The sequence below is a fragment of the Algoriphagus jejuensis genome, from assembly GCF_039523455.1.
In the GTDB taxonomy this organism is placed as follows: Bacteria; Bacteroidota; Bacteroidia; order Cytophagales; family Cyclobacteriaceae; genus Algoriphagus; species Algoriphagus jejuensis.
In genome coordinates, this window is the sequence record NZ_BAAAFI010000007.1 from 137,582 (window position 1) to 162,180 (window position 24,599).

20 protein-coding genes and 1 pseudogene are annotated in these 24,599 nt (G+C 46.7%); 15 read left to right on the plus strand and 6 right to left on the minus strand.

Annotation, left to right across the window (positions count from 1 at the left end; all coding sequences use genetic code 11):
• Nucleotides 1–23: 23 nt before the first annotated feature.
• The 3 genes from ABD031_RS08485 to ABD031_RS08495 form a co-directional block, all read right to left on the minus strand.
• Entirely contained in the window at nucleotides 24–1,499 is a 1,476-nt protein-coding gene (locus tag ABD031_RS08485) for an alkaline phosphatase D family protein (RefSeq protein ID WP_343850322.1), read from the minus strand.
• 133 nt (nucleotides 1,500–1,632) lie between these two features.
• On the minus strand, nucleotides 1,633–3,339 hold the full coding sequence (gene lysS, locus ABD031_RS08490; RefSeq protein ID WP_343850324.1) for a lysine--tRNA ligase: 1,707 nt from the start codon (nucleotides 3,337–3,339) through the stop codon (nucleotides 1,633–1,635).
• Nucleotides 3,340–3,612: 273 nt separating this feature from the next.
• The gene (locus tag ABD031_RS08495) at nucleotides 3,613–4,794 is read right to left on the minus strand and encodes a proline dehydrogenase family protein (RefSeq protein ID WP_343850326.1); all 1,182 of its coding nucleotides are present in this window, start codon (nucleotides 4,792–4,794) and stop codon (nucleotides 3,613–3,615) included.
• Nucleotides 4,795–5,390: 596 nt separating this feature from the next.
• Between ABD031_RS08495 and ABD031_RS08500 the strand changes: the two genes are divergently transcribed.
• The 7 genes from ABD031_RS08500 to ABD031_RS08530 all read left to right on the plus strand — a co-directional run bounded on the left by ABD031_RS08500 (nucleotide 5,391) and on the right by ABD031_RS08530 (nucleotide 12,414).
• Nucleotides 5,391–6,488, plus strand: a complete 1,098-nt coding sequence (locus ABD031_RS08500; protein ID WP_343850328.1) for a chorismate mutase — start codon at nucleotides 5,391–5,393, stop codon at nucleotides 6,486–6,488.
• Nucleotides 6,489–6,571: 83 nt separating this feature from the next.
• Nucleotides 6,572–7,606 (plus strand): 3-dehydroquinate synthase, encoded by a 1,035-nt coding sequence (aroB, locus tag ABD031_RS08505; RefSeq protein ID WP_343850330.1) that lies wholly within the window; start codon nucleotides 6,572–6,574, stop codon nucleotides 7,604–7,606.
• A gap of 27 nt (nucleotides 7,607–7,633) precedes the next feature.
• A complete protein-coding gene (locus tag ABD031_RS08510) occupies nucleotides 7,634–8,866 on the plus strand; it encodes a 3-phosphoshikimate 1-carboxyvinyltransferase (protein WP_343850730.1) in 1,233 nt (410 codons plus the stop codon).
• Nucleotides 8,863–9,684, plus strand: a complete 822-nt coding sequence (locus ABD031_RS08515) for a prephenate dehydratase (RefSeq protein ID WP_343850332.1) — start codon at nucleotides 8,863–8,865, stop codon at nucleotides 9,682–9,684. Before ABD031_RS08510 ends, ABD031_RS08515 begins: the two co-directional genes overlap by 4 nt.
• Nucleotides 9,684–10,829 (plus strand): pyridoxal phosphate-dependent aminotransferase, encoded by a 1,146-nt coding sequence (locus tag ABD031_RS08520; protein ID WP_343850334.1) that lies wholly within the window; start codon nucleotides 9,684–9,686, stop codon nucleotides 10,827–10,829. The genes ABD031_RS08515 and ABD031_RS08520 overlap by 1 nt, the downstream gene beginning before the upstream one ends.
• Nucleotides 10,830–10,838: 9 nt before the next feature.
• Nucleotides 10,839–11,687, plus strand: a complete 849-nt coding sequence (locus tag ABD031_RS08525; RefSeq protein ID WP_343850336.1) for a prephenate dehydrogenase — start codon at nucleotides 10,839–10,841, stop codon at nucleotides 11,685–11,687.
• 154 nt (nucleotides 11,688–11,841) lie between these two features.
• Complete coding sequence (locus tag ABD031_RS08530) at nucleotides 11,842–12,414, plus strand: YdeI/OmpD-associated family protein (protein WP_343850338.1); 573 nt, start codon at nucleotides 11,842–11,844, stop codon at nucleotides 12,412–12,414.
• Between the two features lie 13 nt (nucleotides 12,415–12,427).
• Here the strand turns inward: ABD031_RS08530 and ABD031_RS08535 are convergent, their stop codons facing one another.
• A complete protein-coding gene (locus ABD031_RS08535; protein ID WP_343850340.1) occupies nucleotides 12,428–13,345 on the minus strand; it encodes an alkaline phosphatase family protein in 918 nt (305 codons plus the stop codon).
• Between the two features lie 339 nt (nucleotides 13,346–13,684).
• Between ABD031_RS08535 and ABD031_RS08540 the strand changes: the two genes are divergently transcribed.
• Entirely contained in the window at nucleotides 13,685–15,343 is a 1,659-nt protein-coding gene (locus ABD031_RS08540) for a serine hydrolase domain-containing protein (protein WP_343850342.1), read from the plus strand.
• Between the two features lie 112 nt (nucleotides 15,344–15,455).
• Here the strand turns inward: ABD031_RS08540 and ABD031_RS08545 are convergent, their stop codons facing one another.
• Nucleotides 15,456–15,728, minus strand: a complete 273-nt coding sequence (locus ABD031_RS08545; protein WP_343850344.1) for a four helix bundle protein — start codon at nucleotides 15,726–15,728, stop codon at nucleotides 15,456–15,458.
• Between the two features lie 226 nt (nucleotides 15,729–15,954).
• On the opposite strand from ABD031_RS08545, the gene ABD031_RS08550 reads away from it, so the two are divergent.
• From ABD031_RS08550 to ABD031_RS08570, 5 genes and pseudogenes are all read left to right on the plus strand, one after another.
• Nucleotides 15,955–16,923: a Kelch repeat-containing protein gene (locus tag ABD031_RS08550; RefSeq protein WP_343850346.1), complete on the plus strand. Its 969-nt coding sequence runs from the start codon at nucleotides 15,955–15,957 to the stop codon at nucleotides 16,921–16,923.
• Nucleotides 16,907–17,566: a hypothetical protein gene (locus tag ABD031_RS08555; RefSeq protein ID WP_343850348.1), complete on the plus strand. Its 660-nt coding sequence runs from the start codon at nucleotides 16,907–16,909 to the stop codon at nucleotides 17,564–17,566. Before ABD031_RS08550 ends, ABD031_RS08555 begins: the two co-directional genes overlap by 17 nt.
• A 146-nt stretch (nucleotides 17,567–17,712) precedes the next feature.
• Nucleotides 17,713–18,321 carry a hypothetical protein gene (locus tag ABD031_RS08560; RefSeq protein WP_343850350.1) on the plus strand — a complete coding sequence of 203 codons (609 nt, stop codon included), beginning with the start codon at nucleotides 17,713–17,715 and terminating at the stop codon, nucleotides 18,319–18,321.
• Nucleotides 18,322–18,473: 152 nt separating this feature from the next.
• Complete coding sequence (locus ABD031_RS08565; RefSeq protein ID WP_343850352.1) at nucleotides 18,474–18,923, plus strand: DUF5990 family protein; 450 nt, start codon at nucleotides 18,474–18,476, stop codon at nucleotides 18,921–18,923.
• A gap of 247 nt (nucleotides 18,924–19,170) precedes the next feature.
• Nucleotides 19,171–19,293: pseudogene (locus ABD031_RS08570) on the plus strand (IS1595 family transposase); the annotation flags it as partial.
• A gap of 127 nt (nucleotides 19,294–19,420) precedes the next feature.
• On the opposite strand, the gene ABD031_RS08575 reads toward ABD031_RS08570, so the two are convergent.
• Nucleotides 19,421–21,214 carry a BamA/TamA family outer membrane protein gene (locus ABD031_RS08575; RefSeq protein ID WP_343850354.1) on the minus strand — a complete coding sequence of 598 codons (1,794 nt, stop codon included), beginning with the start codon at nucleotides 21,212–21,214 and terminating at the stop codon, nucleotides 19,421–19,423.
• A gap of 437 nt (nucleotides 21,215–21,651) precedes the next feature.
• On the opposite strand from ABD031_RS08575, the gene ABD031_RS08580 reads away from it, so the two are divergent.
• Together ABD031_RS08580 and ABD031_RS08585 are read left to right on the plus strand one after the other, a co-directional pair.
• A complete protein-coding gene (locus ABD031_RS08580) occupies nucleotides 21,652–22,971 on the plus strand; it encodes a polysaccharide deacetylase family protein (RefSeq protein WP_343850356.1) in 1,320 nt (439 codons plus the stop codon).
• A gap of 323 nt (nucleotides 22,972–23,294) precedes the next feature.
• Nucleotides 23,295–24,569 (plus strand): BamA/TamA family outer membrane protein, encoded by a 1,275-nt coding sequence (locus ABD031_RS08585; protein ID WP_343850358.1) that lies wholly within the window; start codon nucleotides 23,295–23,297, stop codon nucleotides 24,567–24,569.
• Nucleotides 24,570–24,599 lie beyond the last annotated feature (30 nt).

Genomic DNA, 24,599 nt, shown 5'->3' on the forward strand with positions numbered 1-24,599 from the left:
AGAACGAAAAGACCTATTTTTTTTCAGCCCAACGCTTTCCAATTTATGCGCTCTTCATGCACCGCCCTTCCCATCACATCCCGATGAGTAAAGGTGATCTGTGGCTTCGACGACTCTCTTTTCACCTCCACACTCAAGAACCCACCCTTCAGTCGCAGAAACTCATGCTCGGGCCTGACATCGTCGGCGTCCCAGCCTTGGGCATGCCAGTCGCTAATCGGGCCGGAACAGAACTCCATCAAGCCAGTCTCCAGATCCTTGGATACGTATTGCCAATGCCTATCACCGTTTACGACAAACAAATTGGGAACTCCGGACAAATAGGATCGAAGCATCTCCCCTTCCTGCTCGTAGGCTTTGTTGGCATGGTTGTCCACCTTGGAATCACGATCAGGGCCCACGATTGGAGTCGCTGAGACGAGGATCTTGAAGCTTGCATCGGAGGACTCCAGGGACTGTTTCAGCCAAGCCAGCTGCTCAGATCCCCAAATCGTCTTATCCGGCCCATCGGGCGCATTGTTCGGAGAGCGAAACTCCCTTCCCTCCATCATCCAGATTTGCAGATCCTTACCCCATCGAATGCTGCGGTAGGGCTTGTCTTCGAGCGGTACATTTTGGTACCAAAGGCTAATCCCATCCGCAAAGGTCCGGTCTCCATAAGGCGTCGAGGCAGGATTGGAGTCGTCCTTGAGCAAATCATGGTCATCCTTCATCAGGAAGACGGGGACATCTTTGAACAAGTCCTTCAAACTGGGCCAGGCGTCCATCGCGTGCCATTTGTGCCGGGCTTGCTCGATGTTTTTCGCAAGCGGCCCCGGCTTGTCATAATAGACATAGTCGCCAGTTTGGATAAAAAAGTCAGGCCGCATCGATGCCATACTATCGTAGGAATGAAAACCGCGAACATCCTCGTCGAAGCTCCAAAAATATTGGCAGGTAGATGTGGTGAATAAGACCGGAACCTCCTGGTCTGGAGCCGGCGCAGTCACAAAACTCCCCAGCGCCCGGCCCGCCGGAGCATTCTCGTCCGCCTTTGTCAATAGCTCCACCTCATACGTGGTAGCGGGCTTCAAGCCCTTGAAGGGCAACCTTACCGTAAAGTCATTTTCCCCCAATGCCTGCACCCATTCCGAAGTGTGGGTTTCATCTCCATTGCGCAAGCTCACACGCACCAGCCCTTCGGCACCTTGTACTCCCCCATCCATTTGCGATACAGGCATATTTTCATCAAAATCGATGGGGTGTCTAAAGACCTCCGCTCTTCGCTCATGCCTGACCGGATTGGGAACCTCCTGTCCACACACTCGCGTCCATACCAGCACTGAGTCCGAACTGACCTCCATCAACTTGAATCCCGTGGTGAAAAACAAAGGCTTTGCCGAGCTGGTCTTGGGAAGACCGCCAGCCCAAGCCGGCAGGCTGATTTTTCCGAGAAAGGAGAAAGACAAGACTCCTAAACCGAGTCTTTTGAAGAATTTTCTACGGGGGCTGTTATTCATCTTGTGATTTGAAGGGCTAAAAACTGAAATAAGATACGCAACAATAAAAAGGACTTTCCGACTTGGTATTTGATTTTTTGACAAAAAAAACCGAGCCTCACGGCCCGGTTTCTTACTTTTTATAGTGTGAAGGTTAATCCACCAACGAAACATTGATCGCATCTCCAACCTTAGTCACTTTAGCGACTCCTTTGCTAGTGAGGCCTTTGATGCACACATCCCAACGCTTACCGCTTAAGCCAGTTTTTGCCTTTAGATCAGCTAGGGCAACGGGTGATTGCAGTTTCAATAGCTCCAAAACTCCTTTTTCCTCCTCGGTCAGATCTACAGCTTTCTTCTCAGGCCTCATCTGAGGAAAGAACAGCACTTCCTGAATGGTGGTTTTATTGGTCAACATCATAGTCAATCGATCGATGCCGATACCCAAACCTGAAGTAGGCGGCATGCCGTATTCGAGTGCTCTGAGGAAGTCCTCATCCATCACCATGGCTTCATCATCACCACGTGCTGCCAGCTTCAACTGATCCTCAAATCGCTCCCGCTGATCGATCGGATCGTTGAGCTCGGTATATGCATTGGCAATTTCTTTTCCGTTCACGAACAGCTCAAAGCGCTCCACCAAACCTGGTTCGGTTCTATGTTTTTTCGCCAGAGGCGTCATTTCTATCGGGTAATCTGTAATGTAGGTAGGCTGGATCAGGTGAGCCTCAACTTTGGCACCGAAGATCTCATCAACCAATTTACCTTTTCCCATGGTTCCATCGGTGGCGATACCCATTTCTGCGCAAACGGTCCGAAGTTCATCCTCGCCCATCTTGCTCACATCCACTCCGGTGTATTCCTTGATGGAGTCATACATAGAAAGTCTGCGGTAAGGGCCTGCGAAATCAATCTCGTGATCACCTACCTGAACCACGGTCTTGCCATGGATCGTTTCGGTTACTTTCTCCAACAAATCCTCCACCATCTCCATCATCCAGATGTAATCCTTGTAGGCCACATAGATCTCCATGGAGGTGAATTCGGGGTTGTGCGTGCGGTCCATTCCTTCGTTTCGGAACATCTTCCCAAACTCATACACACCATCAAAGCCGCCGACGATCAATCTTTTCAGGTATAGCTCATTGGCAATCCTGAGGAAAAGTGGCATATCCAGCGTATTGTGATGTGTATTGAAAGGGCGTGCTGCAGCTCCGCCGTGTACAGCCTGAAGGATCGGCGTTTCCACTTCCAGCCAGCCGTGATCGTCGAAATAGCGACGCATCTGGGAGATGATTTTCGAGCGGGTGATGAACGTGTTTTTCACCTCCGGATTGACCGTGAGATCCACATAACGCTGACGATAACGGAGTTCCGGGTCGGTAAAGCCATCATGAACAACTCCATCTTCGTCCCGCTTTACCACTGGAAGTGGCTTCACTGATTTGGAAAGAATCTTTATTTCCGTGACATGGAGCGAAATTTCGCCTGTCTGAGTGGTAAAAATATAGCCTTTCACCCCGACGAAATCGCCTAGACCCAGGAGCTTTTTGAAAACAGTATTGTAAAGCGTCTTATCCTCCTCCGGACAGATATCATCCCGACGAACGTAGATCTGAAGGATCCCAGTGGAATCCTGGATTTCTGCAAAAGAAGCTGAACCCATAATTCGCCGACTCATCAGCCGGCCCGCAATGGAGATGTCTTTATAGTCAGTCTTTCTGTTTTCGTAGTTTCTATGGATGTCCTCCGCGGTGACATTGATCGGAAATGCCTCGGCCGGATAGGGATTGATCCCCAAGGCCATCAGTTCTTCCCGGTCTTTTCTGCGTTCAATTTCCTGTTCGCTCAAAAGTTGCATTGTATTTAATTGAAATTTGAAGTTCTTTTTAATTCGAGCTGGAAGACCGATGACAGAAGACCGAAGTCGTAAATCATAAAGTCAATCAGATCATTTTTTGGTACTCTATTATTATTGCCTGCGATTGATCATTGCTAACCAAGGCTTCGACTCCGATCAGCCTGACACCATTGTAGCCCAGAGCAGAGTCGAAGGGATTGTCACCCTGAGCGGAGTCGAAGGGTGTTCCACTGCCTTCTGAGACTGCCACTGAATACCGCCCACGGAGACTGATCACTCCCTACTCTCTTTCCTCCTTTTCATTTCCCGCTTGATCAACTCAAACTCTCTGCTGCTTTGTCCAGCAATCGAGGTGTTTTCCGATGCTCTTCGGGTCAGGTAAGGCATTACTTTTTCCACCGGACCATAGGGCATGTATTTAGCGACGTTATATCCTGCTTTTGCTAGGTTGAATGAAATGTTGTCACTCATACCATAGAGTTGGGAGAAATACATGCGTTCAGAATTCGGGTCAATCGCATGTAAATTCATCAATTCGGTGAGCTTGAGAGTGCTTTTCTCATTGTGAGTCGCACACACCAGCCAAACCGATTTTTCTACACAATAGTTGATCGCAGCATCATAGTCCCGGTCGGTAGCGGCCTTATTAGGCTGGATCGGATCCGTATATCCCAATTCCTGCGCTCTTTCCCGTTCCTTTTCCATATAGGCACCTCGCACCGGCTTCGCCCCTAAGATATAACCACGATCCGAAGCCTCCGCATGCGCCTTTTTCAGTCTCTTAAGAGAATCATGCCGGTACATCTGATAGGTATTGTAAACTACACCGCGCTCGCGGTTATATTTCTCCATGGCCTCATACGTGAGATCGTCGATCACATCCTGAAACCAGCTTTCCTCTGCATCTGACAGGATTTTCAATCCCAGGTCATGAGCGGCTTTGCAAAGTCTATCTACCCGTGCGCGCGTTCTTTCAAAAGCCGCTTGCTCAGCCTCTGTCAACTTCTCCCCGGCCTGGATTTTCTCCATAATATGGTAATCCCCCAAACCTGTCACCTTGAAAACCCCAAACGGCATGTAGCTGGTCTTGGCAGATTCCACCAATGTGTGGTAGATCTCTTCACATGTTTTGTCAAAAGACGCTTCATCCCCCTTGCCCTCTACCGAGAAATCGAGAATAGAACCTACTCCGAAATCAGCCAGATGTGCGCAGGCATGTAAGCTCTCGGCAATCGTTTCTCCTCCACAGAAATGCCCAAACATCGTCCGCTTCATGATTCCCTTGACGGGAAGCTTGAGTTTAAAAGCCAGATTGGCCAAGCCGATGCCCAAATCGGAAATCAGATTACTGTTGAGTGTGGCAAAAATCAGGTACATTTTCCTGAGTTCTGCAGTGCTTTTAGAAGCAAATGCTACTTCTAAATTCTCGAAAGAAATATTGGGCAAAACGGGCATAGCGCTCAAATAAGGTCGCAAAGATATCAAAAAATCAACTTGGACAGGGGATTTGCGGGGCATTTGAACTGAGAAAAGTCCAGAATACCAGTCGTTTTTCTACACAATACAAACAGAGCTTTAACGAGCATCTACCATCAAAACCCGATACAAATAGCTAATTGTCGAAAACCAGGGACGCCCCCCAAATTGAGACCCCACCAATTTTCATTCTTCAATTTGATCAAAGCATAAAATGAAAGAATTTAAAAATTTTTCAAACAGCATATTATAAATAATATCAAGATAATTTTAGAACATTATTCTGTTTCGGGTTGATTTTTTAAGAAAATTGAAAAAAAATCAAGGAAAATGATTCAGCATTGCTATTTCATCAAAAGTTGATCGAAAAATTAATTTTGTTTTTAAAAAGTCACCGTTTATTTTTGAGGCATGTTACTTACAGCAGCGATCTATTTTACCTTCTTTTACTTTTACTTTCGAAGCCAAAATCGAATCGGAGCTGTGTATTGCCTAGCCAAAAACTAAAAGAAAATAAACACACAAAAGCCCGATTCGAAAGAGTCGGGCTTTTTTCATTTCAAACGCTCAGAACTATGAAGCCGCACAAACAAATCAAAGATTGGGGATTAGGATTGACCACCCCGCTGATCATCGCAGGGCCTTGCTCCGCCGAAACTCCGGAACAGATCGAACAAATCTGCAAGGAAATGAAGGAAGAAAACATGATTCCTCAGCTGTTCAGAGCCGGTGTCTGGAAGCCGAGAACCAGACCGGGGTCTTTTGAAGGTGTCGGTGAAGAGGGTCTGAAGTGGATGGAAATCGTCCGTCACAACCTCAATATCCCAATCACCGTCGAAGTTGGGAACGCTTCCCATGCTGAACTCGCACTCAAGCATAAAGTGGATGTACTTTGGATCGGCGCCCGAACTACCGTCAATCCTTTCGCAGTTCAGGAAATCGCTGAAGTTCTTCGCGGCGTCGATATCCCCGTCATGATCAAAAACCCGATGAATCCGGATCTGGAACTTTGGATCGGAGCACTGGAAAGAATGCATGCGGTCGGCATCGACAAACTGGCGGCAATCCACCGCGGGTTCTCTGATGCGTACGACAAGCGTTTCAGAAACAAGCCAAACTGGTCAATGCCGATTCACCTGAAGCGTGAGTGGACGGGAATGGAAGTCATCAATGACCCTTCTCATATTGTAGGAAGAAGAGACGGTCTGCTCGAAGTAGCTCAAAGCGCCATGAATTTCGGACTGGACGGCTTGATGATCGAGACTCACCACGATCCCGATAAGGCTTGGTCGGATGCCAAGCAGCAGGTGACTCCAGCGAGATTGAAGGAAATAATCAGCTCGATTGACTTCAAGGAATCACTGGAAATGATGAAACCAGACGAAAAACTGCAGGATCTCCGCAGAGCGGTAGATCACATGGATGACCAGTTGCTGGATATTCTTCAGGAAAGATTCGCAATCATCGATCAAATCGGCGCGCACAAGCGTGAGCACCATTTGTCAGTGTTTCAGTCTGACCGCTGGAAAGACGTGATGGAAAGCCGTACCCAAAAGGGCGTTGCCAAGCATCTGAGTGAAAAATTCATGAAGGAATTGCTTTATACGATTCACGAAGAATCTGTAAAACGCCAGGAAAAACAACTGCGTGAAGGCGAAGCCATCAAAAAATAAATCTGCTCTCAAATCTCGGAAGGCAGTCCCGCTTGGCGACTGCTTTCCTTACCTTTCACCTCGTATCAAAATCTTGCTGCACGTTGGATCCTGTCATTTTTGCCTCAGAAGTCCGGCAGACGCTCGCTAGCGTTTTAGCCGAATTGTCTTTTTCTAGGTTGGTAGTCCTGACCGACTCCAATACCCAATCCAATTGCCTCCCCATTATTTCCTCGATTCTGCCACAGGATGCTATTTTCATCAGTGTCTCAGCGGGAGAAATCAACAAAAACCTCGACACCTGCTCCCAGATCTGGAGTCAAATGACCGCGGCGGCATTGGACCGTAAGGCTCTGATGCTCAATCTTGGCGGCGGAGTGATCACCGATATGGGGGGCTTTTGCGCCAGCCTATACAAGAGAGGCGTCCGATTCGTCAACATGCCCACTACCCTGCTTTCGCAGGTCGATGCCAGTGTAGGCGGCAAACTCGGCGTCGATTTCCAGGGACTGAAAAATCACCTGGGAGTCTTCAACGAACCCGAGACTGTCATCGTCGCGCAGGAATTCCTAACAACTTTGCCGCAGTCGGAACTCCGATCTGGCTACGCAGAAATTCTGAAGCATGGATTGATCAGGGATGCGGCCTATTTTTCGAAGCTAAAAATCAAAGACTGGGAGAGTCAAGATTGGGAAAGCCTGATCAACCACTCTGTCGGCATCAAAAAAGCCGTCGTAGAAGCCGACCCAAAAGAAGCCGGGCTGCGCAAAATCCTGAATTTCGGACATACCATCGGACATGCGTTCGAGTCTTACTTTCTCGACACCTCCAATCATCTGCTCCACGGCGAAGCCATTGCGCTGGGGATGATCTGCGAAGGATTCCTCTCTTTTCAGAAAGTAGGATTCAGCTATGAGGAATTGGATCAGCTGACGAAAACGATGCTTCAGATCTACGGAAAGGTGGATTTTGAAGTAAATGAACTTGATCCGATTCTTGACCTTTGTCTGCAGGACAAAAAAAATGAAGGCAGCACTTTGATGTTTTCACTGCTGACTTCCATCGGCGATTGTACGTACAATATCCCAGTCAACCGCGAGGAAATCCGCACTGCGATCATCCACTATCACAACCTATAAACGGCCAAAGCCTTGACTACGCACACCATGACTTCACTTCGCCTAAGCCAAAAAAGCGATTTCAACCCGACCACAATACCCCTTCCCTCTTCCAAAAGTGAATCCAACCGCGCTTTGGTGATAGATGCCTTGACCGAGGGGGAAAACAAAATCACCAATCTCGCTGAAGCCCGCGATACGCAGACGATGATCCGATTGCTCAGCAGCAATCCGGCCGTGTTTGACGTATTGGACGCCGGCACGACCATGCGTTTTCTGACGGCTTTTGCCACGGTGACGAATCAGAAAAAAGTCATGACCGGAACAGCCCGTATGTGCGAGCGACCGATTGGGGTGCTCGTGAATGCGCTGCGAGAAATCGGTGCTGACATTCATTATCTGAACGCTGAAGGGTATCCTCCCCTTGCGATTCACGGCTTGCCTGCGCAAAAGTCAAACAAAGTGAAAATCCGGGGCGACGTCTCCAGCCAATACATCTCGGCCATGGCGATGATTGCACCGCTACTTCCTCAAGGATTGGAGATCGAGCTGGAAGGAAAAGTCGGCAGCCGGACCTACATCGAAATGACTCTGGAGTTGATGGCCCAATTTGGCATCAACTACACCTGGGAAGAAAACAAAATCAAGATCGCTCCTCAAGCCTATCAGCCGACTGCTTTTGCGGTGGAAAGTGACTGGTCGGGCGCAAGCTACTGGTTCAGCTTACTGGCCTGTGCGGATTCAGGGGCGCTATTTTTGGAAGGATTAAAAGAAAACAGCCTGCAAGGTGACTCCGCCATTGTCGAGATCATGAGCCATCTTGGGATCAAAAGCACTTTCGAAAACGGCGGTGTTTTGCTAAAAAAACAAGCAGTCACTGGACTTAAAAACTGGGACTTCACCCACTGTCCTGACTTGGCTCAGACCGTCGCCGTCACCTGTGCAATCCTCGGACAAAACGCAATCTTTACCGGGGTGGAAAGTTTGAAGATCAAAGAAACCGACCGAATCTTCGCCTTGCAGAAGGAATTGGCGAAGTTCAACGCAGAACTGAAAGAGATCGAACCGGAAGTCTATCAGGTGATTCCATCCGTGACCATGCCCAACCAAGTGCAGATTCACACCTACGACGACCACCGCATGGCGATGGCGTTTATGCCCTTGCTCACCAAAACCGAAGTCATCATCGAAGATCCTGACGTGGTCAACAAGTCCTACCCAAGTTTTTGGAAGCACTGTAATTTGGCAGGGATTCAAACAGAAAACCTCGCAGAATTATGAGCCTTAAAATAGCCATTCAGGGCGTACCGGGATCTTTTCACCATAAAGTCGCACTGGAAAACTTCGGCGCAGACAGCGAGATCATCCCTTTCAATACTTTTGAGTCTTTGGCTAAATTCGTCGCAAACGGAGATGCTGACTTCGGTGTGATGGCAATCGAGAATTCCATTGCAGGAGCCATCTTACCCAACTACGATCTGATTGATCGCTACGGGCTGTATATCCGCGACGAATATTACCTGCCGATTGCCCATCAGCTGATGGCGCTTCCCGGACAGAAAATCGAGGATATCCTCGAAGTTCGGTCGCATCCAATGGCGCTATTGCAATGCAAGACTTTCTTAGCCAAGTACCCGCACATTCGCCAGTTTGACGACGTGGATACTGCTGCTGTGGCCCAAAGGATCTCGGAAAATAAACTGACCGGACTGGCTGGGATCGCCAGCGAAATAGCGGCAGACATCTATGGGTTGGAGATCTTGGCGCGGGATATTCAAACCGTCAAAAAGAACTTCACTCGATTTATTATTCTGCAAAAGGAAAAGGTTCAAACCGAACGCCTTCCGAACAAGGTCTCCTTTAAGATTACCATTCACAATGAGGCAGGAGGATTGGCCAAACTGCTGACCTATTTATCGGAAAAACAATTCAATTTGAGTAAAATCCAGTCCATTCCCGTGATTGAAAAACCTTGGGAATATGCGTTCTTCATAGACGCAGAATTTGCAGACTATGACCTATACCGGGAGGCCATGGACTCGGCAACCCAGCAATTTGGGGACTTGAAAATTTTTGGTGAATACACACGAAGGAAATAATGAAGGGATTCGCCACTAGAATCAACACGGTCGAAGAATACTACTTTTCGGCAAAGCTTCGGGAAGTCAATCAAATGATCGCAGACGGAAAACCAGTAATCAATCTGGGAATCGGGTCTCCGGATAGGGCGCCCGACCGTACAGTGATCGATGCCTTGAAAAGCACCGTAGAACACCCCCAAGCCCATGGTTATCAAAGCTACCAGGGAATACCGGAATTGAGGATCGCTATGGCGGGATTTTACTCCAGAGAGTATGGGGTTATACTCAATCCCGGCAAGGAAATCCTACCTCTTTTGGGTTCCAAAGAAGGCATCATGCACATCAGCATGGCTTTTCTAAACCCCGGAGATCAGGTATTGATTCCCAATCCCGGCTACCCGACTTACTCATCGGTAACTAATTTGGCTCAGGCCGAACCGATCTATTATGACTTGGATCTACTGCGAAAAGGGAAACCAAATCTGGAGGCGTTAGAGCAGCTAGACTTGAGCAGAGTCAAGCTGATGTGGATCAACTATCCGCACATGCCGACCGGCGCGCCAGGTTCTCGAGAAATCCTGACCGAACTTGTCGCTTTTGCACAAAAGCATCAAATCGTCCTAATCAATGACAATCCCTATAGCCATATCCTGAATCCTGAACCGCTGAGCATTTTGGCGATTCCTGGAGCAAACGAAGTGGCCTTGGAACTCAATTCACTTAGTAAGACCTTTAACATGCCCGGCTGGCGCGTGGGAATGCTTTGCGGAAGGGCAGATTGGGTCGAAGCTGTCTTGAAGGTAAAATCAAACATGGACTCGGGCATGTTTCTCGGCCTCCAAAAAGGAGCTATTGCGGCTTTGAACTTGGGGAAAAATTGGTTTTCCGACCAGAACGAGATCTACGACAACCGTCGAAAACTGATTTGGAAGCTTGCCGAAAAGCTGGAACTGAGCTACGACCCTAAGGCCACCGGGCTTTTCGTTTGGTGCAAAATGCCCGAGGGAAAATCCGCCGAGGAATTGGTCGATTGGATGCTATACGAAAAGAACATTTTTATCACTCCGGGAAAAATCTTCGGCTCGCAGGGAGAAAACTACGTCAGGTTCTCTCTTTGCATGCCCGAGTTCAAAATCCTGGAGGCGATCAACCGTATCAAATAAAACCCTGTCATGAAGAAACTACACATCATCGGACTTGGCCTCCTGGGAGGTTCATTTGGCCTTGGTGCCCGACAGAAATTCCCCGAACTGATCATCACCGGCACAGATGCCAACCAAAAAAATCTGGCCGAGGCCCTGACTTTGGGCATCATCACCGAGGCGAAGGAAAAACCGGACGCGGATACGGATTTGGTGATCCTGGCTACGCCAGCGGATACCTTGGGAGATTTGGTGCTGAAAACACTTGAACAGGTCAATGAAAATACACTGGTTTTCGATGTCGGATCTACCAAAGCTAAGCTTTGCGCGTTGCTGACCGATCACCCGAAGCGGAGCCAATATTTGGCTGCGCACCCGATTGCGGGCACGGAATATTCCGGACCCAAAGCCGCATCCGCTGACCTCTTGGACAAAAAAGTCCTGATCATCTGCGAGCTGGAAAAGACAGATTTACATCTGAAAGAAAAGGCCTACCAACTCTTCGAAGCACTGAATCTGAAACTCCGGTTTATGGATCCCGAGGAGCATGATCGCCATCTCGCCTTTGTATCGCACCTCTCACATATCTCTTCTTTTATGCTTGGGGAGACAGTCTTGCAAAAGATGGAAGATGATAAAAACATCTTTGACATGGCCGGTTCGGGCTTCGCCTCAACCGTCCGCCTAGCCAAATCCAGCCCTGCGATGTGGGCACCGATTTTCACCGAAAACAAAGAAAATATCCTCAACGCAATGGACGGTTACATCGCTAACCTGACTGCCTTTCGCGACAAAATTGCGGCAGAAGACAGCAAAGGACTTTTCGACGAGATGGCCGAAATCAACAAGATTCGGGACATTTTGGATTTGGGAAAGTAAGGGGGATTTGAGATTCGAAGTTTGAGATTTGAAATTAAAAACGAGGTGATACTGCTTCTCCAGAAGGAGCATTTTTCATGTCAAATAAACTCATGAGAAAAAAACAAATCTAGCCCTTTGCTCGAAGCTAACAGACTTTTCTCACATTAGTCAAATGCAAGAACCCGAAGTATTCTGCCCTAGAAATACGACCGAATGGAGGGCTTGGCTGGAACAGAATCACAATTCAAAGTCTTCGGTATGGGTTGTCTTCTACAGCAAAGCCACGCAAAAGCCTTCCCTCACCTGGAGCGACGCCGTCGACGCTGCGCTTTGCTATGGCTGGATCGACAGCAAAAAAATCAAGATCGACCACGAGACTTCCCACCAGTTTTTCAGCAAGCGAAAGGCAAAAAGCACCTGGTCCAAGATCAACAAGGACAAGATCGATAAGCTGATGGAGTCCGGATTGATGACTCAGGCAGGATTGGATGCGGTGGCGGTTGCGAAGCTGAATGGCTCTTGGACCATCTTGGATCAGGTTGAGGATTTAATTGTACCGAGAGATTTGGAGGAAGCGTTGGTTTCTAAACCCGGAGCAAAGGAGTTTTTCGAAAGCCTCAGCAAGTCCGTGCGGAAGATGATGTTGACATGGCTCGTCTTCGCCAAGCGGCTAGAAACCCGGCAAAACCGGATTGACGAAATCGCCGAATTGGCATCCAAAGGCCAGAAGCCGAAGCAGTTTTAGAGAGAAAAATCCGTTACTTTTTCTCAAAGATCGACCCCGGTACCTTGCCGATCGTCGAGACAGAAAGATCTCTGCAACCAAAGATTGACGCAATCACCGCAGCCGTGTTGGCATTGCTGTTCGGCTCGTCCATCTTCCGGTTTTTCACAATTCCAGGTCCGGTGATCCCCCAAGGCACCTGCATCTCTTCGATGCTCAACCCACCATGTCCCGAAGCGGGATTTCCTCCGTGGTCGGAGATCAGCAGGAAGTTGGTATCATCGTAGTGACCCGAAGCCTTCATCTTACCGATCAATTTTCCAATTTCTGCGTCAGCATCCTCGATTGCTTTGATGTATTCCGGTGACATCCATTTGTAGCTGTGTCCGGCATGATCGACGTGCACAGTATAGAGAAAAACCAGCGTTGGATCGTCTTCATTTTCCACGATGAAATCATACGCTTTGCCGTAATTGACCGCATAGCCGTCATTTTCCTCAAAGTTGACTTCATCCAAATAAGCCTTGTTGAAGGAATTGATCAGTTCGGCCCAATTATAGTAAAAGGCGGTTTTCACTCCGGGAACCTGATCTTTCAGCAATTTGAAAATGGAAGGATAGTACCCAGCCTCATCAATCTCAATCGGCGGAAATTTCTGGTTGTCAACCCTCCATTCGTTGCCGGTGACGCCGTGCTGCTCGGGGCCGCCCGATGTCAGATGACTCGTCCAGTTTGGCATCGTGACGGAAGGCATCACGGGACGCGTATCCATCGAGAGCACGCCGTCCTTCATGAGTTCGTCAAGATTCGGATGCTTGGCGGTCTTGTAGCCGTCGACGCTGAGTCCGTCGATGCCTATTACCACCACGCGTTTTGGTTTGAGTTCTTGAGCAAAACCAACCAGTCCCAAAAACATGAAACCGATAAAAAACAGGGAGGTAAGATAGCGCATGGAAGATCGTGAGGATTTGGTTTTAATGATAGCCTGAGGATCCGAACAATCCAAACCGGTCAAATACTATTCTCCATTTCTGCAGTTCGGCGGAAGACATCGCTGCCCGCAAATTAGGATCGGCTTTCCCGGCTTTGATTTTTGGCAATCCGCTGATTTGATTTCCAGAATCGTGAGAAATCGACTATTTTATGTGATGCAATTGAATAGGATTCCATTGTAAGTATTGCCGAGAAATTGAACTGGCTCCGTTGGCGGAATAATTCGCTGAGAACCCGAACAAACCTCTTTTTTCAATTCCAATCTTTTCCAAAGCAAACTAAAACCAGAATTTTCTCCATGGCTTTACGATTCGTTCTCATTTTGCTCGTCTGCATCTCGGCATGTAGACCGACTTCGGAAAAAGAAGCCGACCGGATCTTTGAAAAATGGAATCATTCTGACACGCCTGGAGTCGCCGTGGCGGTGGTCAAGGATGGAAAGATCCTGTTCAAAAAAGGTTACGGTTCGGCCAATTTAGAATACGGAATCCCAGTGACCACAAGCACGATCTTTCACATCGCCTCTGTGTCGAAACAATTCACCGCGTTTGCCGCACTGATGCTGGAAAAAGAAGGTAAACTCTCGATGGATGACGACATCCGAAAGTACATTCCGGAAGTCCCGGATTTTGGAAAAACCATCACGCTGAGACATCTGGCAACGCATACCAGCGGCCTGCGCGACCAGTGGAATCTCCTCGCCATCGCAGGATGGAGACTCGACGATGTGATCACTAAAGAACAGGTGCTCAAACTCATCAGCAAACAGCAGGAGCTCAACTTTGATCCGGGAGAAGAATTCCTGTATTGCAACACCGGTTTTACGCTTCTGGCCGAGGTGGTCGCCCGAGTTTCGGGGCAGACGTTTGCGGAGTTTTGTTCAGAAAAGATCTTCCAACCGCTTCAGATGAATCACACGCTCTTCTATGATGACCATGAGAAAATCGTCCCCAATCGAGCCTATTCCTATTATCCCGACAGCTCGGGGTATAAGAAAAGCGTTCTGAGCTATGCCAATGTCGGCGCTACCAGCTTATTCACCACCGTAGAGGACTTGAGCAAATGGGCTGAAAATTTCTCCAATCCCCAAGTCGGCGATCAGAGCATCATTGACAAACTGAATACGCTTGCACATTTAAACAACGGAGAAACCTTCGGAGGTGCGATGGGGCAGTTTATAGGGGAATACAAAGGAGTCTCCGAGATCTCCCATGGCGGTGCAGATGCGGGCTACCGCACTTATTTCGCAAGGTATCCTGATCAAAACCTTGCCGTATCGGTTTTTAGCAACGATGCTTCCTTCGAGTCGGGCAAATTTGCGCACCAAGTGGCTGATCTTTTCCTGGAAAATCTGACGGAAAAAGAGGAAAAAACAGCTGAAGAAAAACCCGATTCGACTGCTGTCAAAACGCTCAGTCCGGAAGTTCGAACCAAACACCTTGGAGACTATGAGATGAAAAATGGGGATATTCTCTCCGTCTCAGAAAAAGATGACCAGCTCCATATCCAAGCCACGGGAGAGGAAATCTATCCTCTCGTCCCAATTTCTGATACTCAGTTCAAATTGGAAGAACTGGAAATAACCCTTGAATTTCTCGAAGAGACAAACGCTCTCAGCCAAACTCTAAAGGTGTCTTACTCAGAAAATGACAGCGACGAGGGCAAAAGAATAGAGGCCTTCGATCCCGGATCAGTGGACCTTTCGGAATTTGTTGGCACCTACTACAGCGACGAATTGTCCACGGCCTACCAGTTCGTGATCATTGACAGCAACCTGGTGGCCACCCATTCCCGACACCATGAGATCTACTTTACCCCAATCAAAAAGAACGTGTTTTCTGGAGACACCTGGTTCTTTGGACGGGCTGAATTCACCCGCAACAGCGCCGGAGAGGTAGAAGGACTGAAAGCTTCCGCCGGGCGAACCCGAAACATGACGTTTCGAAAAACGGAATAGCCCAGGATCAGGAGGATAATTCAACCAAGCTTGAGGGGTTTGGGAATGTAATCAATCTCGGATTTTTGATTTCGGATTTCGGCACGTCCCTCCCGAAAATCAAACCATACCCCTATGATTTTGAGGTTTTTTGATTTTTCCGGGTTGTGTTGATTGTAGATACCACTATGGCCAAAAGCTCATTACATTCCTTCCAACGAGGGGCAACCAATTCAGCATTGGCCAATCCTGATTCAGAAATCAACTCCAGCCAATACATAGTTTCATCAGATTCCTCTTCTACAATTCCCAATTTCGCCAAAAACTCTGCTGTAGAGCGACCTCTTAAAGCCGATCGATAATTGGCTTCCATCGAAGTCAAAGATCTAATTATCTGATTAGTCAAAGTGAAAGTATAGCTCTTCCTCGGAAGAGTTTCGCAGAGTTGGATTTTACTCAGGGCGAACTTTTAAATCGATTTTTAAGTAGCTCTTTCACAATACATCCATTTTAAAAAGTTGGAATTGATAAATTGGAAAAGAAATCATTCTTTAAGTTTCTACAAATCTGCCAATCATAAAACCAATCTGAATTCTACTCACCGAAATCCCATTTCCAAAATCATCTTTCCCATGAAAAACCTACTCTTCGCCCTTCTCTTTCTTTTCAGCCTTCCCGCCTATTCGCAGGATACCTGGACAGTCATCACACCGACAAACGAGGCGACTCCGCGCCATGAAAACTCTTTCGTGGAATGCGACGGCAAGCTCTATTCCCTCGGTGGACGTGGAGAAAGACCAGTCGAAGAATATGACCTCAAAACCAACACCTGGACAAAAGTAGCCGACGCACCGATGGAAATCAGCCACTTTCAGGCTGTGACGTACAAGGACGAAATCTGGGTCATCGGTGCCTTCACCGGCGGTTACCCCCACGAAACTCCGATTCCAAATGCCTGGATCTTCAATCCAAAAACCAAGACCTGGAGAGAAGGCCCCGCTATTCCAACCGACCGCCTGCGAGGCTCTGCCGGAGTATTCGTGAGAGACGATAAGATCTACCTTATTTGCGGCATCCAGGATGGACACTGGGATGGTTTTGTGTCTTGGTTTGACGAGCTGGATCCCAAGACAGGAAAATGGATTACGCTCGCCGACGCACCAAGACCTAGAGATCACGTAAGTGCAGCGATGGTTGGTGACCGTCTCTATCTGGCCGGTGGCCGGACTTCCAATGCCAAAAACAACCGGGTGATCGACACGACTATCAAAGAAGTGGATTACTATGACTTCAAGACAAGTACCTGGACTACCATCGATGCGGTAATCCCTACCGAACGTGCCGGGAACTCGAACCTGGGCATCGGCCCCTACCTGGTCGTGATGAACGGTGAAAGCGGAGTCCAAGTCCCAGCCCACTCCGAGGTGGAAGTCCTCGACACCCGCACCAACACCTGGTCTACCCTTCCGAACCTGCTTCAAGGCAGACACGGCACCGGAACGGTATTTCTGGATGGAAAGATCTACGTCCAAGCCGGTTCCGGCAACCGGGGCGGCGGCCCAGAACTCAGTGAGATGGAAGTGATTGAGTGGAATAAATAAATCCTCTTGGGAAAAATACCATCCCTATTCCATAGCGAAGGAAAATCCTTCGCCCAAAATAAATATACACGACACTCGGGAAAGGAGTGGGACTTATACGGATGTTAGCGGCAACCGTGTTGGGACGGACAGACAAGAAAATATGGGACTGAGAATATTTGCAATTACTTACACTACAATTACTCTGTTCTTCTTTTGGAATATCTATTCTGACCAAAGTGCATCGATGGGTTATGTTTTCATCTTTCCTTGGTTCTGGATAATTGGAGGAATTCTTCTCGGTGGACTCTTTTACTGGAAGAAGGTAAAAGTAAAATCAAAATCGGACTGGGTGACATTAATTTTCGCGACACCGATTCCGACATTTTTGTTCATGTTTATTGGTTCATCAATAGGTGAGAATGCAAGTTCAACATATGAGTACAATAAAGGTGGACATAGACGCAGAATTGTGACGTACAACTATAAAGACGGAATAACAAAAAGAAGAGAGTTCTACAAAAGTGACGACACGGTGACAGATGAGAATCCCTTTCCCGCAGACGACACCTGGTTAAAGGACAGCGTTTGGGTCTACTACGACAAAGACGGACAAATAGAAAGGACTGAAGATTATCGGAGCGGTGAACACGGCAGCCGCTAAAATCAGCTATAAAACATATGCTGTATTGTAGGTTCTTAACATGTGTGCTGTTAAATTTCGTCAGCAACGTGGGACAAAGATGTAGGTATTTAAAAGCATACGTCTTATAGCTAGGCGTTAGCGGTAAGGCAGCTCGACAAGAAAACATGGACGAATTATTGAAATACCTGGGACTATTTGCCCTCGCGACACCAGTTGCGTATGGACTAATCAAGTATTTTTCTAAAAGCATATTTGAGACCTATTTGACAAAGAGTATTGAAACACACAAGAGCAATCTTGAAAGAATAAATATCTCACATGAAATTCAATACGCTTCGTTACATAAAGAAAGAGCCATTGTAATACGCGAACTATATGACAAACTTTTTAATTACAAGATGGCTGTAATTCATTTCTTCAACGTTGAATTAGCCGCTGGACATGAAGAAGCGGATTTAAAATCAAGAATTACAAGTTGGTCCAATATTGTTCCAGATTTCAGTTCCTATTTTCATAGGAATAGACTTTATTTGAGTAAAGACCTATGCTCAATCATTGACAATTTGAATAATGAACTTGACAAAATTAATAAGGACACACAGAGTTTTTTACAGTCTTTTAAATTAGTCGACAAGCAAATTCAAGCAATAAAATCAAAGGACAAAGGATTTACAGACCTAAGAGACAATGTTAATGGTTTTCTTGAGAAAGACATTGAAAAAATAACTAATGATCTCGAAAAGGAGTTTAGAAAAATATTGGGAGTTGAGTAAGCTGCCCAACCGCTAACAAAGTCTATAACGCAGCCGGCCCGTTTGACAATAATTTGATATTTTGGTGTGCCGCCACGCCTTATAGCTAGACGTTATAGCCATCTAAATGAAAAACCGATGCTGTGACGGGTTTTACTAACCATGTTGATAGAATGGAATCTGAGATAACACTTCAAATCATTCTTACTAAACCCACGTCGTCGGTAGTTTTTGGCCTGCAAAAGGGATCTGGCAATAACTATGAAACAATGCAGAAGCAAATCCCCACATTCAACGATTTAACTTTTACTTTCACAATTAAAGTCAAGGGCGACAGATCAAAAGATACATTTCCCAAATTGTCGGGCAGTTTTGTTCAAGGCTCCGGAGATAATAGGTTTGTATACATCGACATCGGAACCTATGCTGGCCAATCCGACACACCTTGGTCGAGACGGCTTAAAATCCCTTTGACGGGAATCACTTGGAAGGACATTGATTCATTAACCGGCGAATCGATGCTGCAAACCAGTGTTCCAGGAACAGGTAAGGATGGAGGCCCGAACTGTGCGACAGTCAAGCCTTTTGCAGGCTGGCATGCAACAGACGAAACAAATCCATAAGCAGTATGTAATCGAGTAAAGGTCCCTACCCGAGTTACCTCGATAGGATGCACCTCTCCCCCACCTCGGCGTAGTCTACTCTTTTCCGCTTTGAAGTTCAGGAGGACGCTGGGTGAAATTTGTAATTCCACCCTTCTATCGCTACCAATTTTTAAATGGCGAAAAACGTGAAATCCCCCGCTAGGCACAGTCTACTCTCTTTAACTTTTCAAGTTCACGAGGACGATGGGTGAGTTTGTAGCTACACTCAACTGTTCTGGAAGATTTCAAAACAGGAGAACTGGCTAACAGTTGTGGATACTTCAAGATGAAAAAAATCGAAAACCTGAAGGCAAAAACGTCTGAAAAACTCATCAGAGATCTGTTACACCCAAGATATTAATCTGGGCAAACGACTTTTCGACAGGCTAGTCATTGCGTCAATTCAATCCTTCATATAAGAATTACACCAAGATTGGCAACATCCGATTCTTTGGTAAGAAAAGAACGTTTAAGTATCAATTGTAAATAATCAGACTCGGAGCAGTCACATAGACATCTGTCTTTCTAAACCGTAGATTTTTGCGGAAGCTGAAGGCAAATTTTGAATTTCCTTCGTCATCATTTGGTATAAAAGTGCCCTTTATTTCCATGGTTCCAAATATCAGGTTTTCATTTCTAATCCGTGCACCTAGACTTATTCCCGTGAAGTTTTGGTATTTATCTATGCAGGTTGAGCATCTCAATTTTGCCCAATAAAAAGAACTGAATGGTGCTATCCGAAATCCTATCAGCGACCAAGGCGTAAATAGGCTGGATTCAAATCCAAGAGATAGCCGCTGAGTGGCGTCAACTTCCTCTACCCGAAGACCCGGAATGGTATTGCCTCCGATCGTCAACCAATCATTAGTCACGCGGTCAAATAGCTGGGTGTAATATCCGGAAGCCGAATTCCTGATTTTATATTTTCCGATGGAATAGGCTTGCGTATAGAAAGTCCCTCCAGTCTGAATAGCTATATCTTCCATACTTCTGTTGCGGACGTAGCCTCCCGCATTCAGCAGCACTTCGTAGAAACTACCACTTTTTGCAGCTCCTTTATAATTTAAATTAAGGCCTGCGTAGGGTCTTTCTATCCCCATTGTCTTAGTATATCCTACCGTAGTGGATAGATTGTATCCATAGGGAATGTCTTCAGTTCGCCCAAATCCATAAACATATTGAGTCTTGAAGAAATTCTGTTGATAGCGTGTGTACTCAGCCAAAATCCCTGAACTGTTGTTGTATCTTGCCTCATCTGCTACTTTTTCCTGCTCGGGGGAAGTAGTAAAATAGCCATCAAACAAACGCAGTGCGACAAATTTCCTGCTTCTGTCTTGCAGCTTTTTGTCTGATCCAAAATTGTAACCTGCCCAAAGATTGCTCACATCATATTTATAGTTTAGAAAAAGTGAGTCTGGCCTAGAATCTACATTGCGTGACCAATTCTGACTCCATCCGCCTCCTCCTGCCATTTTGGAATAGGGAGAAACGAGCGGTCTTTCAAGTAGAATTCCATAGGAATATTCTTTTTCTTCACCCAAACTCAGGCCTGAATTCAACTGTGTGTAATAAAGTGCCAAATCCGCCAAACTTCCCATCACGCTACTCTTGGTGTAGGCAGCGCCTATTCCAGCCCGAGGTGTTCTGTCTATATCATATAGAAAATCAACCTCAAATCCCTGAGCTCGTCCATCTACATTGGCATCATATAATTTAATCAGCGGGGCTTTAGGAAAACTGCCTCCGATGGATCCACCTATGCTGAAAATGTCCCGGGTAATGACAACCAAATCCACAGAATCAGTATCACCTACCCGTTTGGGTATTATTCTACTTTCTAGAATAAATGGTTGATCTCGAAGGAATCTCTCATTATCTCCGACTTTATAAGGATTTAATGGTGTGTTCTCTTTTATGAACAGATGTTGTCGGATAGTTTTTTCACGCGTGTCGGTGTGTAGCTTATTTGCGATTCTACCCACCTTCTGGACAATTGGCTTCTGCTGTCCATAAATGGAAAAATCAAAACCTACAGTTTCCACGGAGATATTCCGGATGATCATTCCTCCAAAAGGAAGGAATTTCGTTTCTGCATTTTCTACCAGCACCGTATCTCGATTGGATCTGGTGATTAAGTCCATTCCTTTATCAAGTGCCTTTCTAGTTATTGAGATTTTGGAGGTGTCGTTCTCATCTTGGGCAAAAAGATCCACATGCATGCTCAAAAGCAATAGTAATAGAAAAAGGGCTCTGGATGAGAATTTGGGCACTATTTCAGGAATTGGGAAGAAATGAAAACTTATGTAAATAAGTGAAGTAAGGTAGGAGTAGTAGTAAGCATTTTTTCTGCCAGAATTACAAAATTAGTAATAGGATGCCCAAAATATTGCGGACGGGTCTAATTGTTCGGGACAAAACAACAACCGTTTCGAAATGAGGAATTCTACTTCAGTGCAAGGCGTTGTCCCTCTCTCGGCCTAGTCAATTCTATTTTGGCTTTGGAGTTCGCAAGACGCTGGGTGGGTTCCGATACTTATCGGAATGCTATTCCACCCTCCTATCCTTACCGTTTAGCACAATACTGGATGGAATTTCCAATCGCAGACCACCAGCAATACGATCACCACATCCTCACAAAACTTGATCAGCGGTCTTATGCTACTTGCACTTTTTCAGCAATTTAGCCTGATGATCATCCAGACCCATCATGAAACCTGCTTTTAACTTTATCCCTTTAGCGCTATTTGCTTTGGCATGCTCACCGGTCGACCCGATGGTCGGCCACACTGAGATCGCCAAATTTCAGGGGAATAAAAAAGGCGCGATCTCCGTGACTTACGACGATGGCATAGTCAACCAACTCACCATCGCCAAACCCATCATGGATAGCTTGGGCCTGCCGGCTACCTTTTATATCATCACCGGAAAAGTGGAAGGCTCTGGCACAGGCAAATTCATCGGCAGAGATCCGCAGGAAATCATCGCCGAAACCGCCCAAATCAAAACGGATCCGAGCAACTTTTTTGAGCGGGCATCCCTGATCGCCTATACCGGCACCAGTGAGGCGGAGGATTACCATGCCCGGGCAGGTTCGCTCTTTGAGCAGGGAAAAATAGCCGAAGCGCATGCGCTGATCGACGAAGGCTACGCAAAAATCCGGCAAGGCACGATGAAGGACACCGACGACGTGGTCTTTCACAACAATGTGGAAGACACCACGACCTGGGAGCAGTACAAGTCCTATTTCGCCCAAGGCCATGAGATCGCCTCGCACACGGTCACCCATCCGCGACTGGCGGCCTTGGATGAGGTCAACATGCTGTATGAGTTGGAGCAAAGCAAAGCCGACTTACTCAAATTCATCGGCCCGGAATCAATCTTCAGCGCCGAAGGGCCCTATGGAACCGAAAATGAACGGGTCATGGAGTATGCGCACAAAATCTATCCGGCACTTCGCAATCGCATGCCGGAACCTTGGCTGGAGGAGATCAACCGCGGAAGCAAGATGAATCCAGGCGAATCCTCCAAAGAATACGTACAGTGGCAGCGCGGCCCGGTCAGCCGCATCGATATCAATCAGATGAAAGCCTGGGTCGATACGGTCATGACTCACGACAACAACTGGCTCGTGTTGGTCTTTCACGGCGTGGAAAATCTGGGGTGGGAGCCAAAGACCCGTCCAGAGCTTGTGGAGTATTTCTCCTACATGAAAGCCAATGAGCAAGATCTTTGGATTGCAACCTTTCGGGATGTGACCAAATACCTTCGGGAGCGAAAAGCAACCCAGGTCAGCGCCGAAGTCGAAAAAGACCTGATCACCCTGACTCTTTCCTCAGATCTTGATCCGTCTGTTTACGCCGTGCCATTGACGCTGAAGACCTATATTTCTGCTGATTGGAAGTCCGTCCAATTTCTTCAAAATGAGGAAAATACGGTTCTCGAGATTGAAAACGACGAAAAAGGCTCTTTTGTAATGTATGAGGCGAGGCCGGGACGCGGAGCGATTTCTTTGAAAAAAGGTCCTTAGGATAATTTGGTGACCAACATGAGCTCGATTAAGTAATGATTTTATCGGTGTTTTCATGCCCTAACCTTCAAAAAAAGATTGGCCAGAAACCACGGTTCAAGCGGCAAAACAATAACTCTTACAGTCTAACTTGATAAAATCTATCTGGATTCATTTGAGAATTGTCAGGTATTATTTTTTAAGCGTAAATTAAATTACTCCCCCTATCGACGCACTGCCCTCAGAAAAGAATTTGATGAACAAGGATAAACTTTACCTTAGTCAATTATTGTCCAAACGGCATTATTTTCAATATTTAAATTCGCTTTTTCTATTTTTACGTTATGAAAAAATTCCTGGTTCTTGCGCTGTTTTTATTGTCTTTCTATAAAGACGGTTGGTCTCAGGAGCTAATTTCGGCCGATTCCGTCTGTGAGACCAAAGATCTCCCCCAACTAATCCGACAGGCAAGGAACAAACCTCCCAAAGAAAAACCAGAAGATGCAAGCTCGCTACTCTTGCTACCAATTATCGGTTCTAACCCTGCCACAGGTTTTATGGTCGGCGTTGGAGGGCAATATGCCTTCAAGATGAATGGCAGTGAACAGTATTCGCTGATCAGCGGAAGTGTTCAGGCTACTACCAAGAATCAGTATATTTTAATGCTCAAAAACAACGTCTATTCGAAGAACGAGAAATTTTTTTACTCCGGGGACTGGCGGTATCTGATCTTTTCTCAGTCCACCTATGGATTGGGTACCAATGCCCCCGAAGGCGGAATCTTGGACTATCAATTCAATTTGGCAGGAATCGAGACCACACAGGATTCTCTCACCCAGCCGATGACTTTTAACTTTGGCCGGCTACATCAGTCCGTCGGAGTAAAAATCAAAGATGATATGTATGTAGGGTTAGGCTACAATTTTGATTCCTATTCTAAAATCAAGGATCTGAAATTGAACCTTTCTGAAGGTGATTCAATGCGGCTTACCTCCCACTATCTCTACAACACCAAATACGGATTTCCGACCGAGAAATATTTTTCTTCGGCGTTGTTTGCCAGTTTTATCATCGATACGCGAGACAACATGATTCAGCCGTACAAGGGACATTTTCTTTCGCTCGGCTATCGCGGTGCCTTTAAGGTAGTCGGAAATAAAAACAACGCCAATATGTTCATGGGAGAGTGGAGAAGCTATCATGGGCTATCCAAAAGAAACCCTGCACACCTCATTGCAATTTGGGCCATGGGAAATTTCACACCAGAAGGAGACTTCCCATATATGAACTTACCCTCCACTGCCTACGACCAACGCGGCAGAAGCTCCCGAGGCTACACACAGGGGCGCTTCAGGGGGAAAGACTATATGTACGCAGAGACAGAATACCGATTCCCCATCTCTAGATGTGGTGGTGTATTGAGCGGAGTGGTATTTGTCAACGGCACTACCACAAACAATGTCGCTCAAGACTTGAAACTTTTTGATTCCGTAAAAGCAGGCTATGGACTCGGCTTGCGGGTGATGGTGGACAAGTATTCCCGAACAAACCTGACACTCGATTATGGATTTGGAGAGCAATCCAGTGGCTTTTACCTGGCAGTATCTGAAACTTTTTGATCCAAACATATCACCTTGCCACCGAGCATC